The 19,563-nt window shown below is 71.9% G+C and carries 14 protein-coding genes; 7 read left to right on the top strand and 7 right to left on the bottom strand.

Translation table 11 applies throughout. The features are described 5' to 3' along the window. Nucleotides 1–82: 82 nt before the first annotated feature. The 3 genes from ACS5Q7_RS01510 to ACS5Q7_RS01500 form a co-directional block, all read right to left on the bottom strand. Nucleotides 83–1,279, bottom strand: a complete 1,197-nt coding sequence (locus tag ACS5Q7_RS01510) for an acyl-CoA dehydrogenase family protein (RefSeq protein ID WP_478337658.1) — start codon at nt 1,277–1,279, stop codon at nt 83–85. Between the two features lie 3 nt (nt 1,280–1,282). Continuing rightward, entirely contained in the window at nt 1,283–2,467 is a 1,185-nt protein-coding gene (locus tag ACS5Q7_RS01505; RefSeq protein ID WP_478337657.1) for an acetyl-CoA C-acyltransferase, read from the bottom strand. 172 nt (nt 2,468–2,639) lie between these two features. Then, a complete protein-coding gene (locus tag ACS5Q7_RS01500; RefSeq protein ID WP_478337656.1) occupies nt 2,640–4,703 on the bottom strand; it encodes a 3-hydroxyacyl-CoA dehydrogenase NAD-binding domain-containing protein in 2,064 nt (687 codons plus the stop codon). A gap of 394 nt (nt 4,704–5,097) precedes the next feature. On the opposite strand from ACS5Q7_RS01500, the gene ACS5Q7_RS01495 reads away from it, so the two are divergent. From ACS5Q7_RS01495 to ACS5Q7_RS01480, 4 genes are read left to right on the top strand one after another with little or no spacing between them, the layout of a single operon-like run. After that, nucleotides 5,098–6,003, top strand: a complete 906-nt coding sequence (locus tag ACS5Q7_RS01495; protein ID WP_478338009.1) for an NAD(P)H-dependent flavin oxidoreductase — start codon at nt 5,098–5,100, stop codon at nt 6,001–6,003. Continuing rightward, nucleotides 6,000–6,737 (top strand): enoyl-CoA hydratase/isomerase family protein, encoded by a 738-nt coding sequence (locus tag ACS5Q7_RS01490; RefSeq protein ID WP_478337655.1) that lies wholly within the window; start codon nt 6,000–6,002, stop codon nt 6,735–6,737. The genes ACS5Q7_RS01495 and ACS5Q7_RS01490 overlap by 4 nt, the downstream gene beginning before the upstream one ends. 17 nt (nt 6,738–6,754) lie before the next feature. Next, nucleotides 6,755–7,531, top strand: coding sequence for an IclR family transcriptional regulator (locus ACS5Q7_RS01485; RefSeq protein ID WP_478337654.1), 777 nt, complete (start codon nt 6,755–6,757; stop codon nt 7,529–7,531). Nucleotides 7,532–7,541: 10 nt separating this feature from the next. Then, nucleotides 7,542–8,741, top strand: coding sequence for a CaiB/BaiF CoA transferase family protein (locus ACS5Q7_RS01480; protein WP_478337653.1), 1,200 nt, complete (start codon nt 7,542–7,544; stop codon nt 8,739–8,741). Between the two features lie 122 nt (nt 8,742–8,863). Here the strand turns inward: ACS5Q7_RS01480 and ACS5Q7_RS01475 are convergent, their stop codons facing one another. Continuing rightward, nucleotides 8,864–10,054 (bottom strand): complex I NDUFA9 subunit family protein, encoded by a 1,191-nt coding sequence (locus tag ACS5Q7_RS01475; RefSeq protein WP_478338008.1) that lies wholly within the window; start codon nt 10,052–10,054, stop codon nt 8,864–8,866. Nucleotides 10,055–10,242: 188 nt separating this feature from the next. On the opposite strand from ACS5Q7_RS01475, the gene ACS5Q7_RS01470 reads away from it, so the two are divergent. Continuing rightward, nucleotides 10,243–10,437, top strand: a complete 195-nt coding sequence (locus ACS5Q7_RS01470) for a hypothetical protein (RefSeq protein WP_478337652.1) — start codon at nt 10,243–10,245, stop codon at nt 10,435–10,437. Nucleotides 10,438–10,451: 14 nt separating this feature from the next. Here ACS5Q7_RS01470 and ACS5Q7_RS01465 read toward each other — a convergent pair whose 3' ends face one another. From ACS5Q7_RS01465 to ACS5Q7_RS01455, 3 genes are all read right to left on the bottom strand, one after another. Further along, nucleotides 10,452–11,375, bottom strand: coding sequence for an MBL fold metallo-hydrolase (locus tag ACS5Q7_RS01465; RefSeq protein ID WP_478337651.1), 924 nt, complete (start codon nt 11,373–11,375; stop codon nt 10,452–10,454). A 271-nt stretch (nt 11,376–11,646) separates the two neighbouring features. Further along, a complete protein-coding gene (locus ACS5Q7_RS01460; RefSeq protein ID WP_478337650.1) occupies nt 11,647–12,807 on the bottom strand; it encodes a L,D-transpeptidase family protein in 1,161 nt (386 codons plus the stop codon). A gap of 217 nt (nt 12,808–13,024) precedes the next feature. After that, nucleotides 13,025–15,589: a P-loop NTPase family protein gene (locus ACS5Q7_RS01455; RefSeq protein ID WP_478337649.1), complete on the bottom strand. Its 2,565-nt coding sequence runs from the start codon at nt 15,587–15,589 to the stop codon at nt 13,025–13,027. Nucleotides 15,590–15,789: 200 nt separating this feature from the next. On the opposite strand from ACS5Q7_RS01455, the gene ACS5Q7_RS01450 reads away from it, so the two are divergent. After that, nucleotides 15,790–16,398, top strand: a complete 609-nt coding sequence (locus ACS5Q7_RS01450; RefSeq protein ID WP_478338007.1) for a cytochrome c3 family protein — start codon at nt 15,790–15,792, stop codon at nt 16,396–16,398. Beyond that, nucleotides 16,395–19,346, top strand: coding sequence for a TAT-variant-translocated molybdopterin oxidoreductase (locus ACS5Q7_RS01445; protein WP_478337648.1), 2,952 nt, complete (start codon nt 16,395–16,397; stop codon nt 19,344–19,346). The genes ACS5Q7_RS01450 and ACS5Q7_RS01445 overlap by 4 nt, the downstream gene beginning before the upstream one ends. The last annotated feature ends 217 nt before the right edge of the window (nt 19,347–19,563 follow it).

Below are 19,563 nucleotides of genomic sequence, written 5' to 3'. Positions count from 1 at the left end.
CAGGGAAGCGTTTCGCTTCCCGAAGTCCCGCTGCCCTGGATTGCTTCGCTGTGCTCGCAATGACGGCGCGGGTGGGTAAGGCTCACAGCCCCAAGATGCCCTTGGCGATCACGTTGTGCTGGATCTCGTTCGACCCGCCGTAGATCGAGACCTTGCGGTTGTTGAAGTAGCTCGGCGCGGCGGCATCGACCCAGTCGAACCCGCCCGGCAGATCGTTGGCGCCCTGCCCCCGCGCCGGGGCGGCGAGCGCGAAGGGGCCGGCGAGTTCGAGGAGCAGTTCGGTCGCCGCCTGCTGCAATTGCGAGCCCCGGATCTTCAGGAGCGAGGAGGCCGGGTCCGGCTCGACGGAATCCGCCCTGCCCTGCTTGGCGGCCACCCGCATCTGCGTGATCTCGAGCGCCTTCAGCTCCACCTCGACGCCGGCGACGCGGGCGCGGAAATCGCGGTCGTCCCACATCGTACCCTCCCCCGCCGGCATCTCGCGGGCGAGGCGCTTGATGCGGGTGATGCGCTCCTTGGTGAGGCCGATCCGGGCGATGCCGGTGCGCTCGTTGGCGAGCAGGAACTTGGCGTAGTCCCAGCCCTTGTTCTCCTCGCCGACGAGGTTCTCCACGGGCACCCGCACCGCGTCGAAGAACACCTCGTTGACCTCGTGCCGGCCCTCCAGGGTGATGATCGGGCGCACGGTGATGCCGGGCGTCTTCATGTCGATGAGCAGGAAGGAGATGCCCCGCTGCTTCTTCGCCTCGAAATCGGTGCGGACGAGGCAGAAGATCCAGTCCGCGTGCTGGCCCAGCGTCGTCCAGGTCTTCTGGCCGTCCACGATGTAATGGTCGCCGTCGCGCACGGCCCTGGTCTTGAGGGAGGCGAGGTCGGACCCCGCGCCGGGCTCGGAAAAGCCCTGGCACCACCAATCGTCGAGGTTGGCGGCGCGGGGGAGGAAGCGCTCCTTCTGGTCCTGCCGGCCGAAGGTCGCGAGCACGGGGCCGAACATGTAGCAGTTGAACTGCTGCGGCAGGGGCACCGCCGCCTGGAACAGCTCTTCCGTGTAGATGTAGCGCTGGACCGTGGTCCAATCCCGGCCACCCCATTCCTTGGGCCAATGCGGCACCGCCCAGCCCTTGGCGTTGAGGATGCGCTGGCTGGTGACGATGTCCTCTTTCGAGAGGCCGCGCCCCTCGGAGACCTTGCGCCGGATCTCGGCGGGAATCTTCTCCCGGCAGAAGCTGCGAACCTCGTCGCGGAAGGCGACTTCCTCGGGGGTGAAGCGGAGATCCATGGATCAGCCTCCGATCTCGAACAGGCCGGCACAGCCCTGGCCGCCGGCGACGCACATGGTGACGATGGCGTAGCGCGCGCCCCGGCGGCGGCCTTCCAGCAGGGCGTGGCCGACGAGGCGGGCGCCGGACATGCCGAAGGGATGGCCGATGGCGATGGCGCCGCCGTTGACGTTGACCCGTTCCGGGTCGATCCTGAGCCGGTCGCGGCAATAGACGGATTGCGAGGCGAAGGCCTCGTTCAGTTCCCACAGGTCGATATCGGAGACCCTGAGTCCGTGCCGTTCGAGCAGGCGCGGCACCGCGAAGACCGGGCCGATGCCCATCTCCTCCGGCGAGCAGCCCGCCGAGGCGAAGCCCCGGAAGGTGCCGAGCGGGGTCAGGCCGCGCCGGGTGGCCTCCTCGGCGGACATCAGCACGGAGGCCGACGCCCCGTCCGAGAGCTGGCTCGCATTGCCGGCGGTGATGAAGGCGCCCTCCCCGCGCACGGGCTTCAGCTTGGCGAGGCCATCCAAGGTCGTGTCGGGGCGGTTGCCCTCGTCCTTGGCGAGCCGCGTCTCGACCTGCCGCGTCTCGCCGGTCGCCTTGTCGGTGACGGCCATCACCGCGCTCATCGGCACGATCTCGTCATCGAACAGACCGGCCTCCTGCGCCGCCGCCGTGCGGCGCTGGCTTTCCAGGGCGAAGGCGTCCTGCGCCTCCCGCGAGACGCCGTAGCGCGCGGCGACGATGTCGGCGGTCTCGATCATCGGCATGGCGATGGCGGGGAGATGCGCGTCGAGCCACGCGTTGCGGGTGAGTTCGCGCTGCACATGCGGCTGGACGAGACTGATCGATTCGACCCCGCCCGCCACGGCGACCGGCACGCCGTCGAGGACGATGCGCCGCGCGGCCGAGGCGACGGCCTCCAGCCCCGAGGCGCAGAAGCGCGAGACCGTGACCCCCGCCGAGGTGACGGGCACCCCCGCGATGAGCGAGGCGCGGCGGGCGACGTTGCCGCCGGTCGAGGCTTCCGGGTAGCCGCAGCCGAGCACGACTTCCTCCACCGCCTCCGGTTCGAGCCGGGCGCGGTCGAGGGCGGCGCGGATCGCGTGGGCGGCCAGGTCGGCGCCGTGGGTCTGGTTGAACGCGCCGCGCTGGGCCTTGCCGATCGGCGTGCGCGCGGTGGAGACGATGACGGCGTGGGTCATGCGATCCTCTCCGGGCGACGAGCCGCCCCTGTTGTTGCCACCCCCGCCGTCATTGCGAGCGGAGCGAAGCAATCCAGCGGCGCCACGTTCGGAAAGGTCCCGCTGCCCTGGGTTGCTTCACTGCGTTCGCAATGACGGAGTGGGTGATGGGAGGGGCGGTGGACGGGCGCCGTCATGCCTTGTCCCCGAACCGGCCGCCCTCGGCGGCGAGGCGCTTCAGGAGGGGGGCGGGCTCCAGGCTCTCATCGCCGGTCTCGGCGGCGAAGCGGGTGAGGTCGGCGGCGATCCGGTCGAGGCCGATCCCGTCGGCCCAGTGCATCGGGCCGCCGCGCCACGCGGGCCAATTGTAGCCGTTGATCCAGATCGTATCGATGTCGCCGGGCCGCGCCGCGATGCCCTCTTCGAGGATGCGGGCGCCCTCGTTGACCATCGGGTACATCAGCCGGGCGATGATCTCGTCGGCGGTGAAGGGGCGGCGGGTGATGCCGTGCTCGGCGGAGGTGCGCTCGATCAGTGCCTCCACCTCCGGGTCGCGGGTGCCGGCGCGGGCGCCCTCGGGATAGAGGTAGAAGCCGCGCCCGGTCTTCTGGCCGTAGCGACCGGTCTCGGCGAGGGAATCCGCGATCGGAGCCCGGCCGCCGAAATCCTTGCGCGAGCGCCAGCCGATATCGAGTCCGGCGAGGTCGCTCATGGCGTAGGGACCCATGCGGAAGCCGAACTCCGTCACGGCGGCGTCGATCTCGTGCGGAAGCGCGCCTTCGAGCAGCAGCCGTTCGCCGGCCTTGCTGCGCTTCTCCAGGATGCGGTTGCCGACGAAGCCGAAGCACACACCCACCGCCACCGGCAGCTTGTTCAGGCGCCGGCCGAGATCGAGGGCGGTGGCGAGCGCGTCCGGTGCGGTCTTCTCCGCGCGGACCACCTCCACGAGGCGCATGACGTTGGCCGGGCTGAAGAAGTGCATCCCGAGCACGTCCTGCGGCCGGCTCGTCACGGCGGCGATGGCGTTCACGTCGAGATAGGAGGTGTTGGTGGCCAGGATCGCGCCGGGCTTGGCGATGTGGTCGAGCTCGGAGAAGATGGCGCGCTTGACGCCCATCTCCTCGAACGCCGCCTCGATCACGATGTCGGCGTCTGCCGCATGGGCGAGGCCCACCGCCCCCGTGATGCGGCTGATGCGGGCATCGCGCTCCTCCTCCGAGATCGAGCCGCGCTTGGCCGAGCCGGCATAGAGGCCGCGCACCCGGTCGAGCCCCTGGCCCAGCGCGCCCTGCTCGGTCTCGATCACCGTGACGGGGATGCCGGCATTGGCGAAGCACATGGCGATGCCGCCGCCCATCGTGCCGGCGCCGATCACGGCGGCGCGGGCGATCTCCCGGCGGGGCGTGTCCTTCGGCAGGCCCGGCACCCTCGCCGCCTCGCGCTCGGCGAAGAAGGCATGGCGCAGGGCCTTCGAGCGGGGATCGTCCACGAGGGCGCGGAATTCCTCGCGCTCGGCGGCCAAAGCCGCGTCGAACGGCTTCTCGAAGGCGCCGCGCACGGCCCGCACGAGGGCGGCGACGTTGGTGGCGTTCGCGTCGCGCTTCAGCGCCTCCTCGGCCTTGGCTTCGAAGGTCTCGCGGGCCGCCTGCGTCAGGTGCGCGTCACGGTCTCTGGCGCGGGGCAACTGGCCGGCATCGGCCATCTCGCGGGCATGGGTCCGCGCGGCCTCCAGAAGGTCGCCGAGTTCCACCTCGTCCACGAAGCCCAGTTCGGCGGCCTTGCCGGCGCTCACCGGCTCGCCGGTCAGCATCATCGCGAAGGCGGGGGCCGGGCCGATCAGGCGCGGCAGGCGCTGCGTGCCGCCTGCGCCGGGGATGAGCCCGAGCTTGATCTCCGGCAGGCCGAGCTTCGCCCCCGGCGCGGCGAGGCGCGCGTGGCAGGCGAGCGCGAGTTCGAGCCCCCCACCCAGGGCCGCGCCGTTGATGGCGGCGACCACGGGCTTCGGGGCATCGTCCAGCCGGGCCAGGATGTCGGGCAGGATCGGCGGCTGCGGCGGCTTGCCGAACTCGGTGATGTCGGCCCCGCCGACGAACAGCTTGCCCTCGGCCGTGAGCACCACGGCCCGCACGGATTCGTCCGCGAAGGCCTCGGCCAGGGCGGCGTCGAGACGGGCGCGGAGTTCGGCGCCCAGCGCGTTGACCGGCGGATTCGAGAGGGTGAGCACGGCAATGCCGCCGTGGTCGTCACGCTTGATCAACGGGCCCTCCCTGTTCCGCTGTGCGGAATGTCGTTCTGCATTTGCGCCAGGGTGGCCGCTCCGGGACCGGCCTGTCAAGGCGCATGCGGTATTCGACGCAACACCGTCTCGGCTGGCGGAACGCGGCACCGACCCGGTTTGACAGGCTCGGCGGGGCTATGCGAACCCTTCCACCGCCGCGAGACGGGGTTCAACCCGTGGCGGTCCGTTGCGGTTGCGCGGCCTCGCGAAGGCCCGCCAGGGAGGAGACCCGCGTGGAGTGCCGGAAGCCCGTTTCGCGCCGTCCGATGCCGGGAGTCCGGCCGTGAGCGATGCGCTCGTCCCCTCCGCCGCTGAGGCGCGGCTCCCGCCGGTCCTGCGTGGGCGGCTCGCCCTGCCGGTCATCGCCTCGCCGATGTTCATCGTCTCGGGGCCGGACCTCGTGATCGCGCAATGCCTCGCGGGGGTGGTCGGCTCGTTCCCGGCGCTGAACGCGCGGCCCCAACCCGTCCTCGACGAGTGGCTGACGCGGATCACCACCACGCTCCGCGAGGCCCAGGAAGCCGACCCCTCGCGCAAGGTCGCGCCCTTCGCGGTGAACCAGATCGTCCACGCCTCGAACGACCGGCTGGCGCAGGATGTCGAGGCCTGCGTGCGCCACGAGGTGCCGATCATCATCACCAGCCTGCGGGCGCCGGATGCGGTGATCAAGCCGGTCCACGCCTATGGCGGGGTGGTGTTCCACGATGTGATCTCCGTCCGCCACGCCGAGAAGGCGCTGGAGGCCGGCGTCGACGGGCTGATCCTCGTCTGCGCCGGGGCCGGCGGGCATGCGGGCACGCTCTCGCCCTTCGCCCTGGTCTCGGAGGTGCGCCGCTTCTACGACGGGCCGATCATCCTGTCGGGGGCCATCGCCACGGGTTCCGCGATCCTCGCCGCGCAGGCGATGGGGGCCGACCTCGCCTATATGGGCACGCGCTTCATCGCCACGCAGGAGGCGAACGCCGCGCCCGGCTACCGGGAGATGATTGCCGGCTCCTCGGCCAACGACATTCTCTACACGCCGTATTTCACAGGCGTGCCGGGCAATTACCTGACACCGAGCATCGTCAAGTCCGGGCTCGACCCGAACGCCCTGCCCGAGCGCGACAAGACCGCGATGAACTTCGGCAGTGCCCAGGTGAAGGCGTGGCGGGATGTCTGGGGTGCCGGCCAGGGCGTCGGCAGCATCGATGACGCCCCCCCCACCGCCGACCTCGTCGCCCGCCTCACGCGGGAATACGCGCAGGCCCGGGCGCGGCTGACGGGCGCGCCGGCATGAGCGTCACCGTCGCGGATGTCGAGCCGGGGCTGCGTCTCGTCACCATGGACCGGCCGGAGCGGCGCAACGCCCTCGACCGGGCGGCCTATGCCGCGCTGACCGAGGCCTTCGCGGCGGCGCATGGCGACGCGTCGGTGCGCGCCGTGGTGCTCACGGGGGCCGGCGGCTGCTTCACCGCCGGCAACGACCTGCGCGATTTCCAGGACACGCAGACCACGGGCGAGAGCCCCGGCATGATCTTCCTCGCGGCGTTGCGCGATTGCGCGAAGCCCGTCGTCGCGGCGGTGGAGGGCCACGCGGTCGGCATCGGCGCGACGCTGCTGCTCCATTGCGACCTCGCCTATGCCGGCGACGGCGCCAAGTTCCGCCTGCCCTTCGCAGCCCTGGGCCTCAGCCCCGAGGGCGGATCGAGCTACCTGCTGCCGCGCATCGCCGGCGCGAAGCGGGCCGCCGAACTGCTGATGCTCGCGGAGCCCTTCGGCGCGCAAGCCGCGAAGGAGGCGGGCTTCGTCAACGCGGTGGTGCCGGCGGGGCAGGCCCTTCCTACGGCCCTCGACCGCGCGCGGGCGCTCGCCGCCCTCCCCGCGCAGGGGATCGCCGCGACGAAGCAGGCCTTGCGGCGCGGGCAGGAGGAGATCGTCCGCACGGCGTTGCGCGAGGAATCCGAGGTGTTCCACGCCCTGCGCAAGACCCCCGAGGCGCAGGCCATCTTCGCGGCCTTCCTGCGCCGATGAGCGAGGGGGCGGATATCATGCCGGAAGAGGCCGGAGAGGACCGCCACTTCGTGACGGCGCTGGCCCGGGGCCTCTCCGTGCTCGCCTGTTTCGGGCCGGGGCGGACGAGCCTCGCCAACCACGACATCGCCGAGGCCTGCGGCCTGCCGCGCTCCACCGTCTCGCGGCTGACCCACACCCTGACCCGCCTCAACTACCTGCAGCACCTGCCGGAATCCGGCCGCTACCGGCTGGGCACGGCGACCATCGCCCTGTCCTCGGCGGCGCTGGGCGGGCTCGACGTGCGTGCCATCGCCCGGCCGGCCCTGCGGGCGGTGGCCGAGGCGGCGAACGCCTCCGTGGGGCTCGGCGTCCGCGACGGGTTGAGCATGCGCTACGTCGATTGCCACCGCGGCCCGGCGGCCATCGCGCTGAACCTCGACACCGGCTCGCGGATTTCGCTCGCCCGCAGCGCCATGGGCCGGGCTTATGTCGCGATCTGCCCCGAGCGGGAGCGCGAGCGGATCTACGAGGACCTGAAATCCCTCGATCCGGTGGCGTGGCCGAAGCTGCGCGCCGGGCTCGACCGGGCGGTGCAGGAGCACCGGGAGATCGGCTGCTGCACCTCCTTCGGCGAGTGGCAGGAGACCGTCTCCGCCATCGCCGTGGGGTTCGACCCCGGCGGGGGCCTGCCGGCGATGTCGGTGAATTGCGGCGCCCCCTCGGTGATCACCGACGGGCGCTTCCTGATGGAGGTGGCCCGTCCGCTGCTGATCGAGGCCGTGCGCGGCCTCGACGGCGTGATGGGCGCTTGAGGATGACGCGATGCTGTTCGACCCCGACGACCTGCCGCTGACCGGCATCCGCGTCCTCGACCTGTCGCGGGTGCTCGCCGGGCCGTGGTGCGCGCAGGTGCTCGGCGATTTCGGCGCCGACGTGATCAAGGTGGAGCACCCGGAGCGGGGGGACGACACCCGCGACTGGGGCGTGCGCACGACGCCGGGTAACACCTCGTATTTCGACAGCGTGAACCGCAACAAGCGCTCCATCGGAGTCGATCTCGCCGCCCCGGAGGGCCTCGCCCTGGTGAAGGCGATGGCCCGCGACAGCGACGTGCTGGTGCAGAACTTCAAGACCGGCGGCGCCGACCGGCTCGGCCTCGGCTACGACGCGCTCAGCGCCGAGAATCCGGGCCTGATCTACTGCTCGGTGGCGGGCTACGCCTCGGACGGGTCCGAGGCGACGCGGCCGGGCTACGATCTCGTCGTGCAGGGCGAATCGGGGGTCATGGCGCTGAACGGCGATCAGGGCGGGCCGCCCCTCAAGTTCGGCGTGGCGGCGGTGGACCTGTTCACAGGCCAATACGCGGCGCAGGCGGTGATCGCGGCGCTCTACCAGCGGGAGCGCACCGGCAAGGGCCGCAAGATCGACCTCGCCCTGTTCGACAGCGGCGTCTCGCTGACCTCCTATTACGGGCTCGAATCCCTGGCTCAGGGCTTCGATTCGCCCCGCTACGGCAACGCCCATCCCTCCATCGTGCCCTACGGCGTGTTCGAGGCGGGCGACGGGCCGCTGGTCATCACGGTGGGCAACAACGGACAGTACCGGCGCTTCTGCGAGCAGGTGCTGAACCGGCCCGATCTCTGCGCCGACCCGCGCTTCGCGACCAATCTCGACCGCTCGAAGAACCGCGCCGCCTTCGTGCCGGTGCTGGATGCCGAGCTCGCCAAATGGACCCGGCGCGACCTCATCGCCCGGCTGCGGGAATGCGGCATCCCCTGCGGCGAGGTGACGGGCCTGCGCGAGGCGCTGCTCGGCGACCGGGCGAAGGAGGCCGGGCTGATCGTCTCCGGCGAGGCCGGCGGCAATGTCATCGCCCCGACCTACCGCCTCGACGGCCAGCGCCTGCCGGTCCGCCGTATGCCGCCCGATCTCGGCGGCTCCACCGCCGAGATCTTGGAGGAGCGCCTGGGCCTCGGAGCGGCCGAGTGCGAGGCGCTGAAGGCGAAGGGCGTGGTGCGGTAGGCTCGTCCACCGCCGTCATTGCGAGGAACGAAGCAATCCAGGGACGCGCCACGGTCGTCAGCGGCCCTCCCGCCCCTGGATTGCTTCACTGCGTTCGCAATGACGGAGGAAGCCGGAGGACCCTACTTCCGCGTCCCCCAGCGGGAGCCCATGGGGCTGCTGCCCGCGTCGGCGCCGATGGCCGGGCCGGCGGCGCGCTCGGGGCGGTGGGTCGAGGGCGCGGCCATCGGCTCCGGGGCCAGCAGGTCCGGCACGCCGGCCTGGGCCTCGCTGCCGCGCCCCTCCGCGAACTGGCCCGCCTTGCGGAAGGTCCAGAGGTAGCCCGGCACCACGGCCTCGGCGGCGGTCGGCACGATGCCGAACGCCTCGATGCTGCGGCCTTCCGCCTTCGCCGCGTCGGAGACGACATTGTCGGTCTGGAGCAGGATCACCTGATCGCGGGTGAGCTTCAGTTCGTCCGGCAGCATCCCGAGCGTCAGGGTGTTCACGATTTCCAGCGCCCGCGCCTGGATCTTGGCGATGGGCAGCGGCAGGTCGAGGACGAGGCGGCTGCGCTGGATGGTCTTCAGCATGTAGCGGACGAGATGGTCGAGGGTCGCGACCTCGGGCCCGCCGAGTTCGTAGACCTTGCCCCCGGCGACATGCCCGTCCACCGCCTTGGCGACGGCCTCGGCGACATCACCGACGAAGACCGGCTGGAAGCGGGTCTGCGCGCCGGCCAGCGGCAGCACCGGCAGGGCGCGGGCGAGGCCGGCGAAGCGGTTGAAGAAGCTGTCGCCCGGTCCGAAGATCAGCGACGGGCGCAGGATGATCGCGTCCGGGCAGGCGGCGAGCACCTTGGCCTCGCCCTCCGCCTTGGTGCGGGCATAGGCCGAGGGCGAGTTCGCATCGGCGCCGATGGCCGAGACCTGGATCATCCGCGCGCCGTTGGCGGCGGCGGCGCGGGCGATGGCACCCGCCCCGTCCGCCTGAAGCCGCGCGAAGCGCTGCGGCCCGCTCTCCTGCAGGATGCCGACGAGGTTGATGACCACGTCCGACCGCTCGACGGCGCGGGTGATCGAATCCGGGTAGCGCAGGTTCGCCTGCACGGCGACGATCTGGCCGACCTTGCCGAGGGGCTGGAGGAACAGGGCGAGGTCCGGCCGCCGTACCGCGACGCGGATCCGGTAGCCGCGCTTCGCGAGCGCCCGGACGACGTGGCGGCCGAGGAAGCCGGAACCGCCGAAGATCGTCACGAGCTGCGTGTCGGGGCGCCGCGCCGGCCCGGCGGGCGTCTCGTGCTGCGGGTCGAGATGCGTTTCCTGGCCGGTCATCACCGTCGTCTCGGGCTCCTTGCAGTGCGGAAGGAACACTGCCGGGGCCTCCTTAGCCCAACCTTGCGCCGCAGGGGAGAGGCGAGCGCCGCGCGCGGTGATGTGATGGACGCATCCGTCGCCCCCGCGGAACGACCGTGCCCCGCGGGCATTCCCCCGCTCTCAAGCCAATCGCGTAAGGGGATGTGATGATTCTCGGGATGCTCGCCTCGGCGCTCCTCGCCGTGTTCGGCCTTCTCGTGGCGCTGGGCCGCATCGGTCATCCGATCGACGACCAGGCGGTGTCGCCCTTCGGATGGAGCATCCTGACGGTCGGGGCCGCCCTGTTCGTCCTGTTCGCCTACCGGCGCTTCAGCGCCTCGCGCGGAAACCGCCCGGCCTGATTCGGATGGGCGCCTCAGGCCGCGCGGACGCGGGGGCGGACCTCGCCGGGCACTTCGTGGACGTCGGCCGACTGCGCGCCAACAACCACCGATTGGTACTCGCGGGCGATGAAGGCGCTCGGCATCGCGGCCTGCAGGTCGGCCTCCATCGCGTGCAGGGTCGTGTCGGAATGGGCCGGGTGCAGGTGGATGATCGCGACCGATTTCACCCCGGCGGCGCGGGCGAGTTCGACGCCCTTTTGCCACGTGGAATGACCCCAGCCCCGGCAGGTCGGATATTCGCAATCCGTGAACATGCCGTCGTAGACCATCAGGTCCGCGCCCGCGACGAACTCCGCCAGGGCCGGATCCGGCCACGGGTCGCGGTGCTCGATGTCGCTGATGATGCAGAGGCGCCGGCCGTTATGGTCGAACCGATAGCCCACCGACCCCTGCGGGTGGTTGAGCAGGATCGTGTCCACGCGGGTCCCGTCCTCGAAGACCAGCGGCTCGCCGGCCTTGAACCCGTGATGGCTGAACGTGCAGCACAGGTTGTCGAGTGTAATCGGGAACAGCGGCGGCGCGAACAGCCTGTCGAGGGCGTCGCTCGCCGACTGCCCGTCGAGGTTGCCGCACCACGTGCGGATGGTGCGGTCGCAGTCGAGCACCGCCGGCTTGAAGAAGGGCAGGCCCGCCGTGTGGTCGAGGTGCAGGTGGCTGAACAGCAGGTCCACCCGCTGCGGCAGGTCGGTCCGGTGATTCTGGCCGAGGTTGTACAGGCCCGAGCCGGCATCGATCACGAACAGGCGTTCGCCGCAGCGGACCTCCAGGCACGGAGTACTGCCGCCGAACTCGGCGTATTGCGGCCCGCTGACCGGGGTCGAGCCACGGACGCCCCAGAACCTGAGGACGAGGTCGTCGTTCGCTGTGCCCGGAAGGGGCACGGGATCCTGGGACATGGTGATCACTTCGGACGGACCTTCCCGACCGCAACAAGGATCGGATCTCCGTCGTCGTTCCAGAGAAATTGGGCGAAGTCCGGCAGAAGTCCGTTACAGGACTACCGTTTCGTCCCTGATGGACAATGAATTGGGGAACGCAACCGCGCCGCGATGTGCGGGCGCACACATGGGGCCGGCTCCGAGCCCGGCCTTCCCACAGGTCAGCCATGAATTTGGGGCCGAGCGCTAAAGCTTTGCCGGGACATCATTTCCGCCGCCCGGCCGCGCGTCAGAGCGGGGCCGCCGAGGCGACGAGGCCGGGCCGGTGGAGGCGCGGCTCGCCATCCTGGCCGAGGGTGTCGCGCAAAAGACGCGGCAGGCTGTCGGCGTAGCGGGCCTGGAACGGGTCGGCGAGGCGGGCAAGGGAATCGCGCCGGCTCGCATAGGCGGGCACGAAGGGCGTCTCGCCCGGACGGGGCGCGGCGGCGATCCATCCGGTCCAGACCGATTCCGGCACCGGAGCCGCCCGGCGGCGGGCCGGCGTCAGGATGACCTCCTGCGCGGCAAAGGCCAGGGCCTCCGGCCGGCTGATGTCGCCGACCGCCCCGCCGCGCGACACGTAGGCCGCCCAGAAGGCGTTCTGGCCGCCATCGGAATAGGTGGTGCGGACGGCAGGCGCCTCGGTGGCGAGGGCGGCGATCCGCGCCTCCTCCATGGCATGCCGGGTGACGTAGGCCGCCTCGCGCTTCGGATCCTTGGAGGGGGCGAAGGCGTAGCGCCCGCCCACCACCGAGACCTGCGGCTCCTCCCCCGTCGCCTCGAACCGGTCGGCGCCCTCCTTCAGGTTCTGCCAGAAGGCGAAGTTCGGGTCGGTCCGGTGGCGGGCCATGTTCTCGGCCGTCATCCGGAACGGGTAGGCCTGGAACTGGAAGGCCGCCTGCCCGCCGGCCAGGGCCTCGCGGGCGATGGCGTAGATCTCTTCCACCGTCCCGTTCGTCATGGCGAAGCAGCCCATCGACGAGCAGATGCCGTGCACCATGATCGCCGAGCCGCTGCTGCCATGGGCGCGGTCGTACTCGTTCGGGTACCCGACGTCGAAGGACAGGTGGTAATGCGAGTTCGGGTTCATCTGCCGCTTCGCGACCGAATAGAACCCCTCCGGCACCTGCCGGTCGCCGTTACGGTGCTTGGGGCCGAGCTGGCCCGACCAGCGGCAGATCGGGAAGGACTTGATGAAGACGTAGCCCTTGGCGGCCTTCTTCCAGACCTCGAGTTCCGATTCGCGCTTGTAGGCGCGGAACACGACCGGCGCCGAGGCGCTGGTGCCCTTCGACGCCATGATCGCCAGCGTGCCCGCCGGGATCGGAGCCGTCGCCTTGTCCTGCGCCGTCGCGGCCGAGCCGAGGGCGAGGAGGACGAGGCCGGCGGCGAGGCTTGTCCGGAGGGGCATGAACCGGGGGCGGGATCCAGGGGCGCGATGCGACCCGAGGGGTGCCGCATCATGCTTAACCGACTGTTAAGCCAGCGATCTTCGCCCGCCTTTGCGGCGCCGGTGAGGCCGCCTAGTGCAGTGACGCACTCACTCCGTTCATGCGTCTCTGCCCTAGCTCCTTGTTTTTGCATCAATTTTTCCAGACACGGCTGACGCCTTCGTCTGGATCGATGCACTAGGCGGGTTCGAGGACGGCATCCGCCTGTGGCACCACCGCGCTGTTCTCCACGGCGATCACCGCGTCGAACGGATCGAGCCCCTCCGGCACGGTGGGGCCGTGCAGGCAGACGATGAGGCCGCGCCCGGCGCGCAGGCGCCGCAGCCCGGCGAGGCGCGCGGCAAAATCGTCGGGCTGGCGGGCTTCGAGCACGGCCATGACGAGGATGTCCGGCTCGCGGGCGAGGCAGCGGACGAGTTCGATGGCGATGCGGTCCCGCGCGGTGAGCGCCCCGTCCGACAGGGCGCCGCCGCCGGTGGAATCGACCTCGCTGTCGAGCCCCCGGCGGTAGACGGCGGCTTCCAGCCCCTCGTCGGCGAGGAAGCGCCGGAGCAGCGCCCGCACACGCTTCTCGGCATTGGCCTCACCGAGGCTCACCCGGCCGAAGAGCAGGTTCTCCTCCAGGCTCGCCGCCGGGTTGATCCGCGCCGGATCGTGGAACTCGACCGCCCCGGAGAGGTGGGCCGGCAGCATCCGCGCGAAGGAGCGCCGGGCCTGGAGCAGCCTCTCCTCGAAGGCGGGGTCGATGAGTCCGAAGCGGTGGCGCGTCTCGCTGTAGCGCAGGGCGAGGCCGATCAGCCGCTTCCGGTCACGCTGGCCCGCCGGCCCCCGCCGCAGGCCCGTGGCGGAGGGCAGGCGCACCACCAGATCCTCGAAATAGCCCCGCTCGGCGGCCGGGAAGAGGGAGTAGGCGTCGAAGAGCGGGTGGTCGTTCGGCAGTTCCGAGAAGATCTCGACGGTCATCCGCGCCACCGTCAGGCCGATCTCGGTGAGCGGGCGCACGAGGTCTTCCGCCTCCAGCACGGCGCGCATGTAGGGGTTGCGGGCGAGCCGGGCCGGGGCGAAGGCGCCCCCGACCGGCGTGCCGAACAGGATGTTCTCGCCGACGCTGGCTTGGTGGTTGTAGCGCTCCGGGTCGAACGGCTCGATCAGCCGGCCCGCCCCCTCGGAGGCCAGCGCCGCCTGCATCCCCCGCCGCGCCGCCACGATGGCGGCGGCCAGGTCGGGATCGGTCTTCCCGTCGAGCCGGCCGTCGAGGCCCCGGCTGTAGACAATCCCGTCGAGGCCGGTGAGGCGGCAGAGGCCGATGAGCGCGATGTCGTCCGGGGCTTGGCCGGGTTTCGTGCCGTAGAGCAGGTTCTGGCGCAGGCTCCCCTCCACGAGGATCGCCTCGCCCCCCGCGAAGGCGATGCGCCGCGCCCGCTGCACGGGATCGAGGGACGACAGGTCGAGCCCGGCATAGGTCACGGAGCCGGCGGTGGGCTCGATCTGCCCGGCGAGCACCGCCGCGAGCACCCGCGCGCCGCTGCCGCGCCCCCCGGTGATCGCCACATGGCCCGGCATCGTCACCGCGACCGTGGAGCGAGCCAGCCGCTCGCCCGTGGCCGGATCGAAGGCGCCGACATCCTGCGCCGCGAGCGTCCCCGCCTCCGGCAGGCGCCGCGTCACCGGGGGCGCCGGGCGGGTGCCGGTGCGCCCATCGAGGGCGGTGATCGTGCGGGCGAGGTCCCGCAGGCGCGGCCGTACGGTCTGCCGCGTCAGCCAGAGCCGCACGCAGGCGCCGACGAGCCACGCGGCCACGCCGAAGGCGCCCGCCGCCGCCGCGAGGTCGGCGGGCTCCACCGGCGGCGAGGCGGCTTCGCCCTTCATACCGGTGCGCCACAGGGCCGTGCCGATGGCGAGCGCGGGCAGGATCGCCGCCAGGGCCACGGCGGGGCCGCGCGCATAGGCGAGGCGCGCCTCGGCGCGGGCGATCTTGGCGCGGTTGACCGCGACGCGGGAGGTGATCCGCGCCATCTCCAGGGCGCCCGCCCCGTGGTTGCGCACGGCGGGCAGGCGCCGCACGAGGTCGCCGAGACCGGCCTCCACCCGCGTGGCGGTGCGCACGCGCAGATCCTGCCGCTCGTGGCCCCGGCGCAGCATCAGCGCATCCGCGAGGGCCGCCGCCGCGAGGCCCACCGCCGCCGCCGGCACGAGGCGCGGCGCGGCGAGGGCGGCGAAGGCGAGCGCCAGGGCGACCGCCACGAGGGTCATGGCCGGCACGACGATGCCCGCCGCCAGCAGGCGCTCGGTGCGGCTCAAGACCTCACCGACCAGCCGGGCGACGCCCCGGAGATCGTCCCGGGCGGTGGTCGGCGAGGCGATGATCGCCCGGATCGCCCGGTCGCGGACGGCGTCGGCCGCGCGGTTCTGGGCGCGGAAGCACAGCACCGCGACCAGCCAGCCGATGGCGGCGAGCGCCAGGGCACAGCCGGCGATGCCGAGGAAGCCCGCGAGTTCCAGCTCCGCCGGCCGCATCGGCCAGCCCTTCGCCAGCACCCACTCGCCCTGCGGCAAAGCCACCGTGAGGCGCAGGAACGGCACGCTCTGCGCCTCGTCGCGGGGCATCACGCCGATGAGGTCGCGCATGCACAGGAGCGCCAGGGTGCAGAGCGGCGCCCCGAGGCCCACCGCCAGCGCCGTCGCCGCGGCATGGAGGCGCCGCGCGTTCCGCCAGGTGATGCGCAGGGGATCGGTATCCATGCCGTCCCTTATACAGCCGACGCGGCGCAGCACGATTGGCCGCAGCCGCAGGGCTGGCGCGCTATCCCGAGGGCGCTACCTTCGCGGCAGCGCACCGGAGGGCTGGCTTTTTGAACGGGAACGCCGACGACCGGCCAGAGGGCCCCGGAACGGCGCAGCTCTTCTCCCCCGGCGCCGACGCGATCTATCGCCTCGTCCTGATGACGCTGGTCGCCTGCCTCGTGGCCTTGCCGGTTCTGGGCGCGGGGATCGTGCGGTCGAACTACGTCACGGGGGTGGGCGTCGCCCCGAGCCAACCTGTGCCGTTCAGCCACAAGCACCATGCGGGCGAACTCGGGGTCGATTGCCGCTATTGCCATACGGGCGTCGAGAAGACGGCCAGCGCCGGGCTCCCGCCGACCCATACCTGCATGACCTGCCACTCACAGATCTGGACCGGCTCGGACATGCTGAAGCCCGTGCGTGACAGCTACACGCAGGACAAGCCCCTCGTCTGGCAGCGGCTGAACAAGCTGCCGGGCTACGTCTACTTCAACCACTCGGTCCACGTGACCAAGGGCGTCGGCTGCTCGACCTGCCACGGCGACGTGACCTCGATGCAGATGACCTACCGCGCCAACGCCTTCGAGATGCAGTTCTGCCTCGATTGTCACCGGGCGCCCGAGAAGTACCTGCGCACGCCGGACGAAGTCTGGAACATGAACTGGAAGCCCGCCGCCGACCAGGCGAGCCTCGGGCCGAAGCTCGCCGCGCAGTACCACGTGCGCGGCGGCGAGCGGCTCACCGAATGCGGAATCTGCCACCGATGACAGGCGTGCCCGACCTCACGGCCCTGCGCGCCCGGCTGGAGGGCGGCGACGGCCCGCGCTTCTGGCGCAGCCTCGACGCGGTGGCCGATTCGGAGGAGTTCCGCACCTATCTCGCGGCCGAGTTCCCGGCGGCGACGCGGCTGGCCATGCAGCCGGGGCGACGCGGCTTCCTCAAGCTCATGGCCGCGTCCTTCGCGCTGGGTGGTCTCGCCGCCTGCGGGGGACCGGACGGGCGCGACTACGAAGTGCCCTACGTGAAGGAGCCGGAGCGGATCGTGCCCGGCACGTCCCTCTCATACGCGTCGAGCGCCGTCTTCGACGGGTTCGGCAACGGCATCCTCGTCACCACCCGTAACGGGCGGCCCCTGAAGATCGAGGGCAACCCGGACCATCCCTGGAGCCGGGGCGGCACCGACGTGCTCGCCCAGGCCTCGATCCTCGGCCTCTACGACCCGTTCCGCAGTCAGGCGGTGCAGCATCTCGGACGCCCCGCCTCCTGGGCGTCCTTCGAGGCCGCGATGCTGGGGGAAACGGAGCGCTGGCGCGCCGCGCGCGGCAAGGGCGTCGCCCTGCTCACCGGCCCGGTCACCTCTCCGACGCTCGCGGCCGAACTCGACAAGCTCCGCGCGGCCTACCCGGAGATGCGCTGGTACGCCGGCTCGACCCGCGATGGGATCCACGAAGGCGCCCGCCGGGCCTTCGGCCGCCCGGTGGAGACCCTGCCCGATTTCGCCAAGGCGAAGACCATCGTCGCCCTCGACGGCGACTTCCTCGATCTCGGGCCGGGGCAGGTCGGCCTGTCACGGCGCTGGGCCGACGCCCGCCGGGCCGCCCTGGCGCAGGGGCGACTGCTGCCGCTCTTCTCCGCCGCGCCGACGCCCGGCCTCACCAGTTCCAAGGCGGACGATGCCCTGCCCGTCTCAGCCGGGCGCCTGGAGGAGATCGCGCGGGCGATGCTGGCCGCCGCCTCCGGCGGGGCCGTGCCCGAGGGCACCGACCCGGCCGCGCGCTGGGCCCGCCGGGCCTGGGATTCCCTGAACGCCGCGCGGGGCGCGGGCATCGTGACGGCGGGACTGACCGCGAGCCCCGACCTGCACGACCTCGTCCACCGCCTCAACGGGGCGCTCGGCAACGAGGGCGCGACTTTGCGCCATGTCTCGCCGGCCGTGGCCGACGGGGCGGGTTCGCTTGCCGACCTCGCCAAGGCGATGGACGGGGGCGAGGTGCAGGCCCTGATCGTGCTCGGCACGAACCCGGTCTACGACGCGCCGGGCGCCCTCGATTTCGCCGCGCGGATGGAGCGGGTGCCGCTCAAGATCCATGCCGGGCTGTATTTCGACGAGACCGGCGCCCATGCCGACTGGCACCTGCCGCTCGCCCATCCCCTCGAATCCTGGGGCGACGTGCGCTCCCTCGACGGGACGGTGGGGCTGATCCAGCCGACCGTCTCGCCCTTCTACAACGGCCACACGCCGCAGGAGATCGTCGCCTTCCTCGCCCGCGCGGATGCGGCGGCCGATCCCCTGGCCCTGCTCAAGGCGCGCTGGCGCGGGCAAGGCGAGGACGAGGCCGCCTTCGAGGCGCGCTTCGCCGAGGCCCTGCGTACCGGCTTCCTGCCCGACAGCGCCGCGCCCGCCGAGACGGTCACGCTCACCGGCGCCGCCGCGACGCCCGCCGCCCCGGCGGGCGGCCTCGAGGTGGTGTTCCGGCCGGACGGCACCCTCTACGACGGCACCCATGCCGACCTCGCGTGGCTTCAGGAATTGCCCAAGCCCCTGACCAAGGTGGTGTGGGAGAACGTCGTCGCGGTGAGCCCGGCGCTCGCCGCCCGCGAGAACCTCGCCGACGGCGACCTCGTGCGGATCGAGGCGGGCGGGCGCTCCGTCACCGGCCCGGCCTGGATCCTGCCCGGCCAGGCCGCCGATACCGTGACGCTCAGCCTCGGCTATGGCCGCGATGTGCCCGACCATCTCTCGCAGGGCCTCGGCTACGATGCCGGCACCCTGCGCTCCCCCGAGACGCCCTGGCGCCTGTCGGGCGCGCGCCTCGTGCGCACGGGCGAGCGGCGGATGCCCGCCACGACCCAGCATCTCGGCGCCCTGCCAGACGACGAGGAGGGCCGGCAGATCATCCGCACCCAGGTGCCCGGCGGCGCCCCGGCGGGCGATCCGAAGGACGCGAGCCCGCCCTCCTTCTACCCCCCGCCCGAGTCGCAGGATCGCTGGACCGCCGCGCAATGGGGCATGGCGATCGACCTCGACGCCTGCACCGGCTGCAACGCCTGCGTCACCGCCTGTCAGGCCGAGAACAACATCCCCGTGGTCGGCCGCGAGGAGGTGGCGCGCGGGCGCTGGCTCGGCTGGATCCGCATCGACCGCTACTACGAGGGCGACCCGGAGGCCCCGGCGACGCATTTCCAGCCCGTGAACTGCATGCATTGCGAGTCCGCGCCCTGCGAACTCGGCTGCCCGGTGGAGGCGACGCTCCACGACAGCGAGGGGCTGAACCTGCAGGTCTACAACCGCTGCGTCGGAACGCGGACCTGCCAGAGCTACTGCCCGTACAAGGTCCGGCGCTTTAACTACCTCGACTATTCCGGCGGGATGCCCCCGGTGACGCAGCAGCAGCGCAACCCGGAGGTGACGGTGCGGGCGCGCGGCGTGATGGAGAAGTGCACCTACTGCATCCAGCGCATCGCGGCGGCGCGGATCGACTCCGCCAAGGACGCCCACGCCCCGATCCCCGACGGGACGGTCGAGACCGCCTGCCAGGGCGCCTGCCCGACACGGGCGATCACCTTCGGCAACGTGGCCGACCCGGACAGCCAGGTCTCCGTCGCCAAGCGCGACCCGCGCAACTATTCGCTGCTGGGGCACCTCAACACCAAACCGCGCACCACCTACCTCGCCGGGCTCGTCCCCGGCGGGCGGGAGGGGAAGCGCACATGAGCACGCGTTGCTACCCTCGGCTGGCCGGCCCGGCTGCAACGCCGGCCATCTCTCAGTCTCGACCTCATCCTGAGGTGCCGCGCAGCGGCCTCGAAGGAGGGCTCCAGACACCGCTGCGATCCCTGGAGCCCTCCTTCGAGGCCTCCGCTGCGCTCCGGCACCTCAGGATGAGGGGTAGGGTGGGAGACGTGTCCATGATTGCCGCCCGGCCCCCGGC

It is taken from the genome of Methylobacterium sp. Gmos3, assembly GCF_056430985.1.
This window is presented reverse-complemented; position numbering and strand designations above follow the sequence as displayed.

Coding starts and splice junctions, on each gene's coding strand:
- ACS5Q7_RS01450 (WP_478338007.1), top strand. CDS start 15,790: ATGACGCTGGTCGCCTGCCTCGTGGCCTTGCCGGTTCTGGGCGCGGGG.
- ACS5Q7_RS01460 (WP_478337650.1), bottom strand. CDS start 12,807: ATGCCCCTCCGGACAAGCCTCGCCGCCGGCCTCGTCCTCCTCGCCCTC.
- ACS5Q7_RS01510 (WP_478337658.1), bottom strand. CDS start 1,279: ATGGATCTCCGCTTCACCCCCGAGGAAGTCGCCTTCCGCGACGAGGTT.
- ACS5Q7_RS01505 (WP_478337657.1), bottom strand. CDS start 2,467: ATGACCCACGCCGTCATCGTCTCCACCGCGCGCACGCCGATCGGCAAG.
- ACS5Q7_RS01490 (WP_478337655.1), top strand. CDS start 6,000: ATGAGCGTCACCGTCGCGGATGTCGAGCCGGGGCTGCGTCTCGTCACC.
- ACS5Q7_RS01475 (WP_478338008.1), bottom strand. CDS start 10,054: ATGACCGGCCAGGAAACGCATCTCGACCCGCAGCACGAGACGCCCGCC.
- ACS5Q7_RS01465 (WP_478337651.1), bottom strand. CDS start 11,375: ATGTCCCAGGATCCCGTGCCCCTTCCGGGCACAGCGAACGACGACCTC.
- ACS5Q7_RS01445 (WP_478337648.1), top strand. CDS start 16,395: ATGACAGGCGTGCCCGACCTCACGGCCCTGCGCGCCCGGCTGGAGGGC.
- ACS5Q7_RS01455 (WP_478337649.1), bottom strand. CDS start 15,589: ATGGATACCGATCCCCTGCGCATCACCTGGCGGAACGCGCGGCGCCTC.
- ACS5Q7_RS01495 (WP_478338009.1), top strand. CDS start 5,098: ATGTTCATCGTCTCGGGGCCGGACCTCGTGATCGCGCAATGCCTCGCG.
- ACS5Q7_RS01485 (WP_478337654.1), top strand. CDS start 6,755: ATGCCGGAAGAGGCCGGAGAGGACCGCCACTTCGTGACGGCGCTGGCC.
- ACS5Q7_RS01480 (WP_478337653.1), top strand. CDS start 7,542: ATGCTGTTCGACCCCGACGACCTGCCGCTGACCGGCATCCGCGTCCTC.
- ACS5Q7_RS01470 (WP_478337652.1), top strand. CDS start 10,243: ATGATTCTCGGGATGCTCGCCTCGGCGCTCCTCGCCGTGTTCGGCCTT.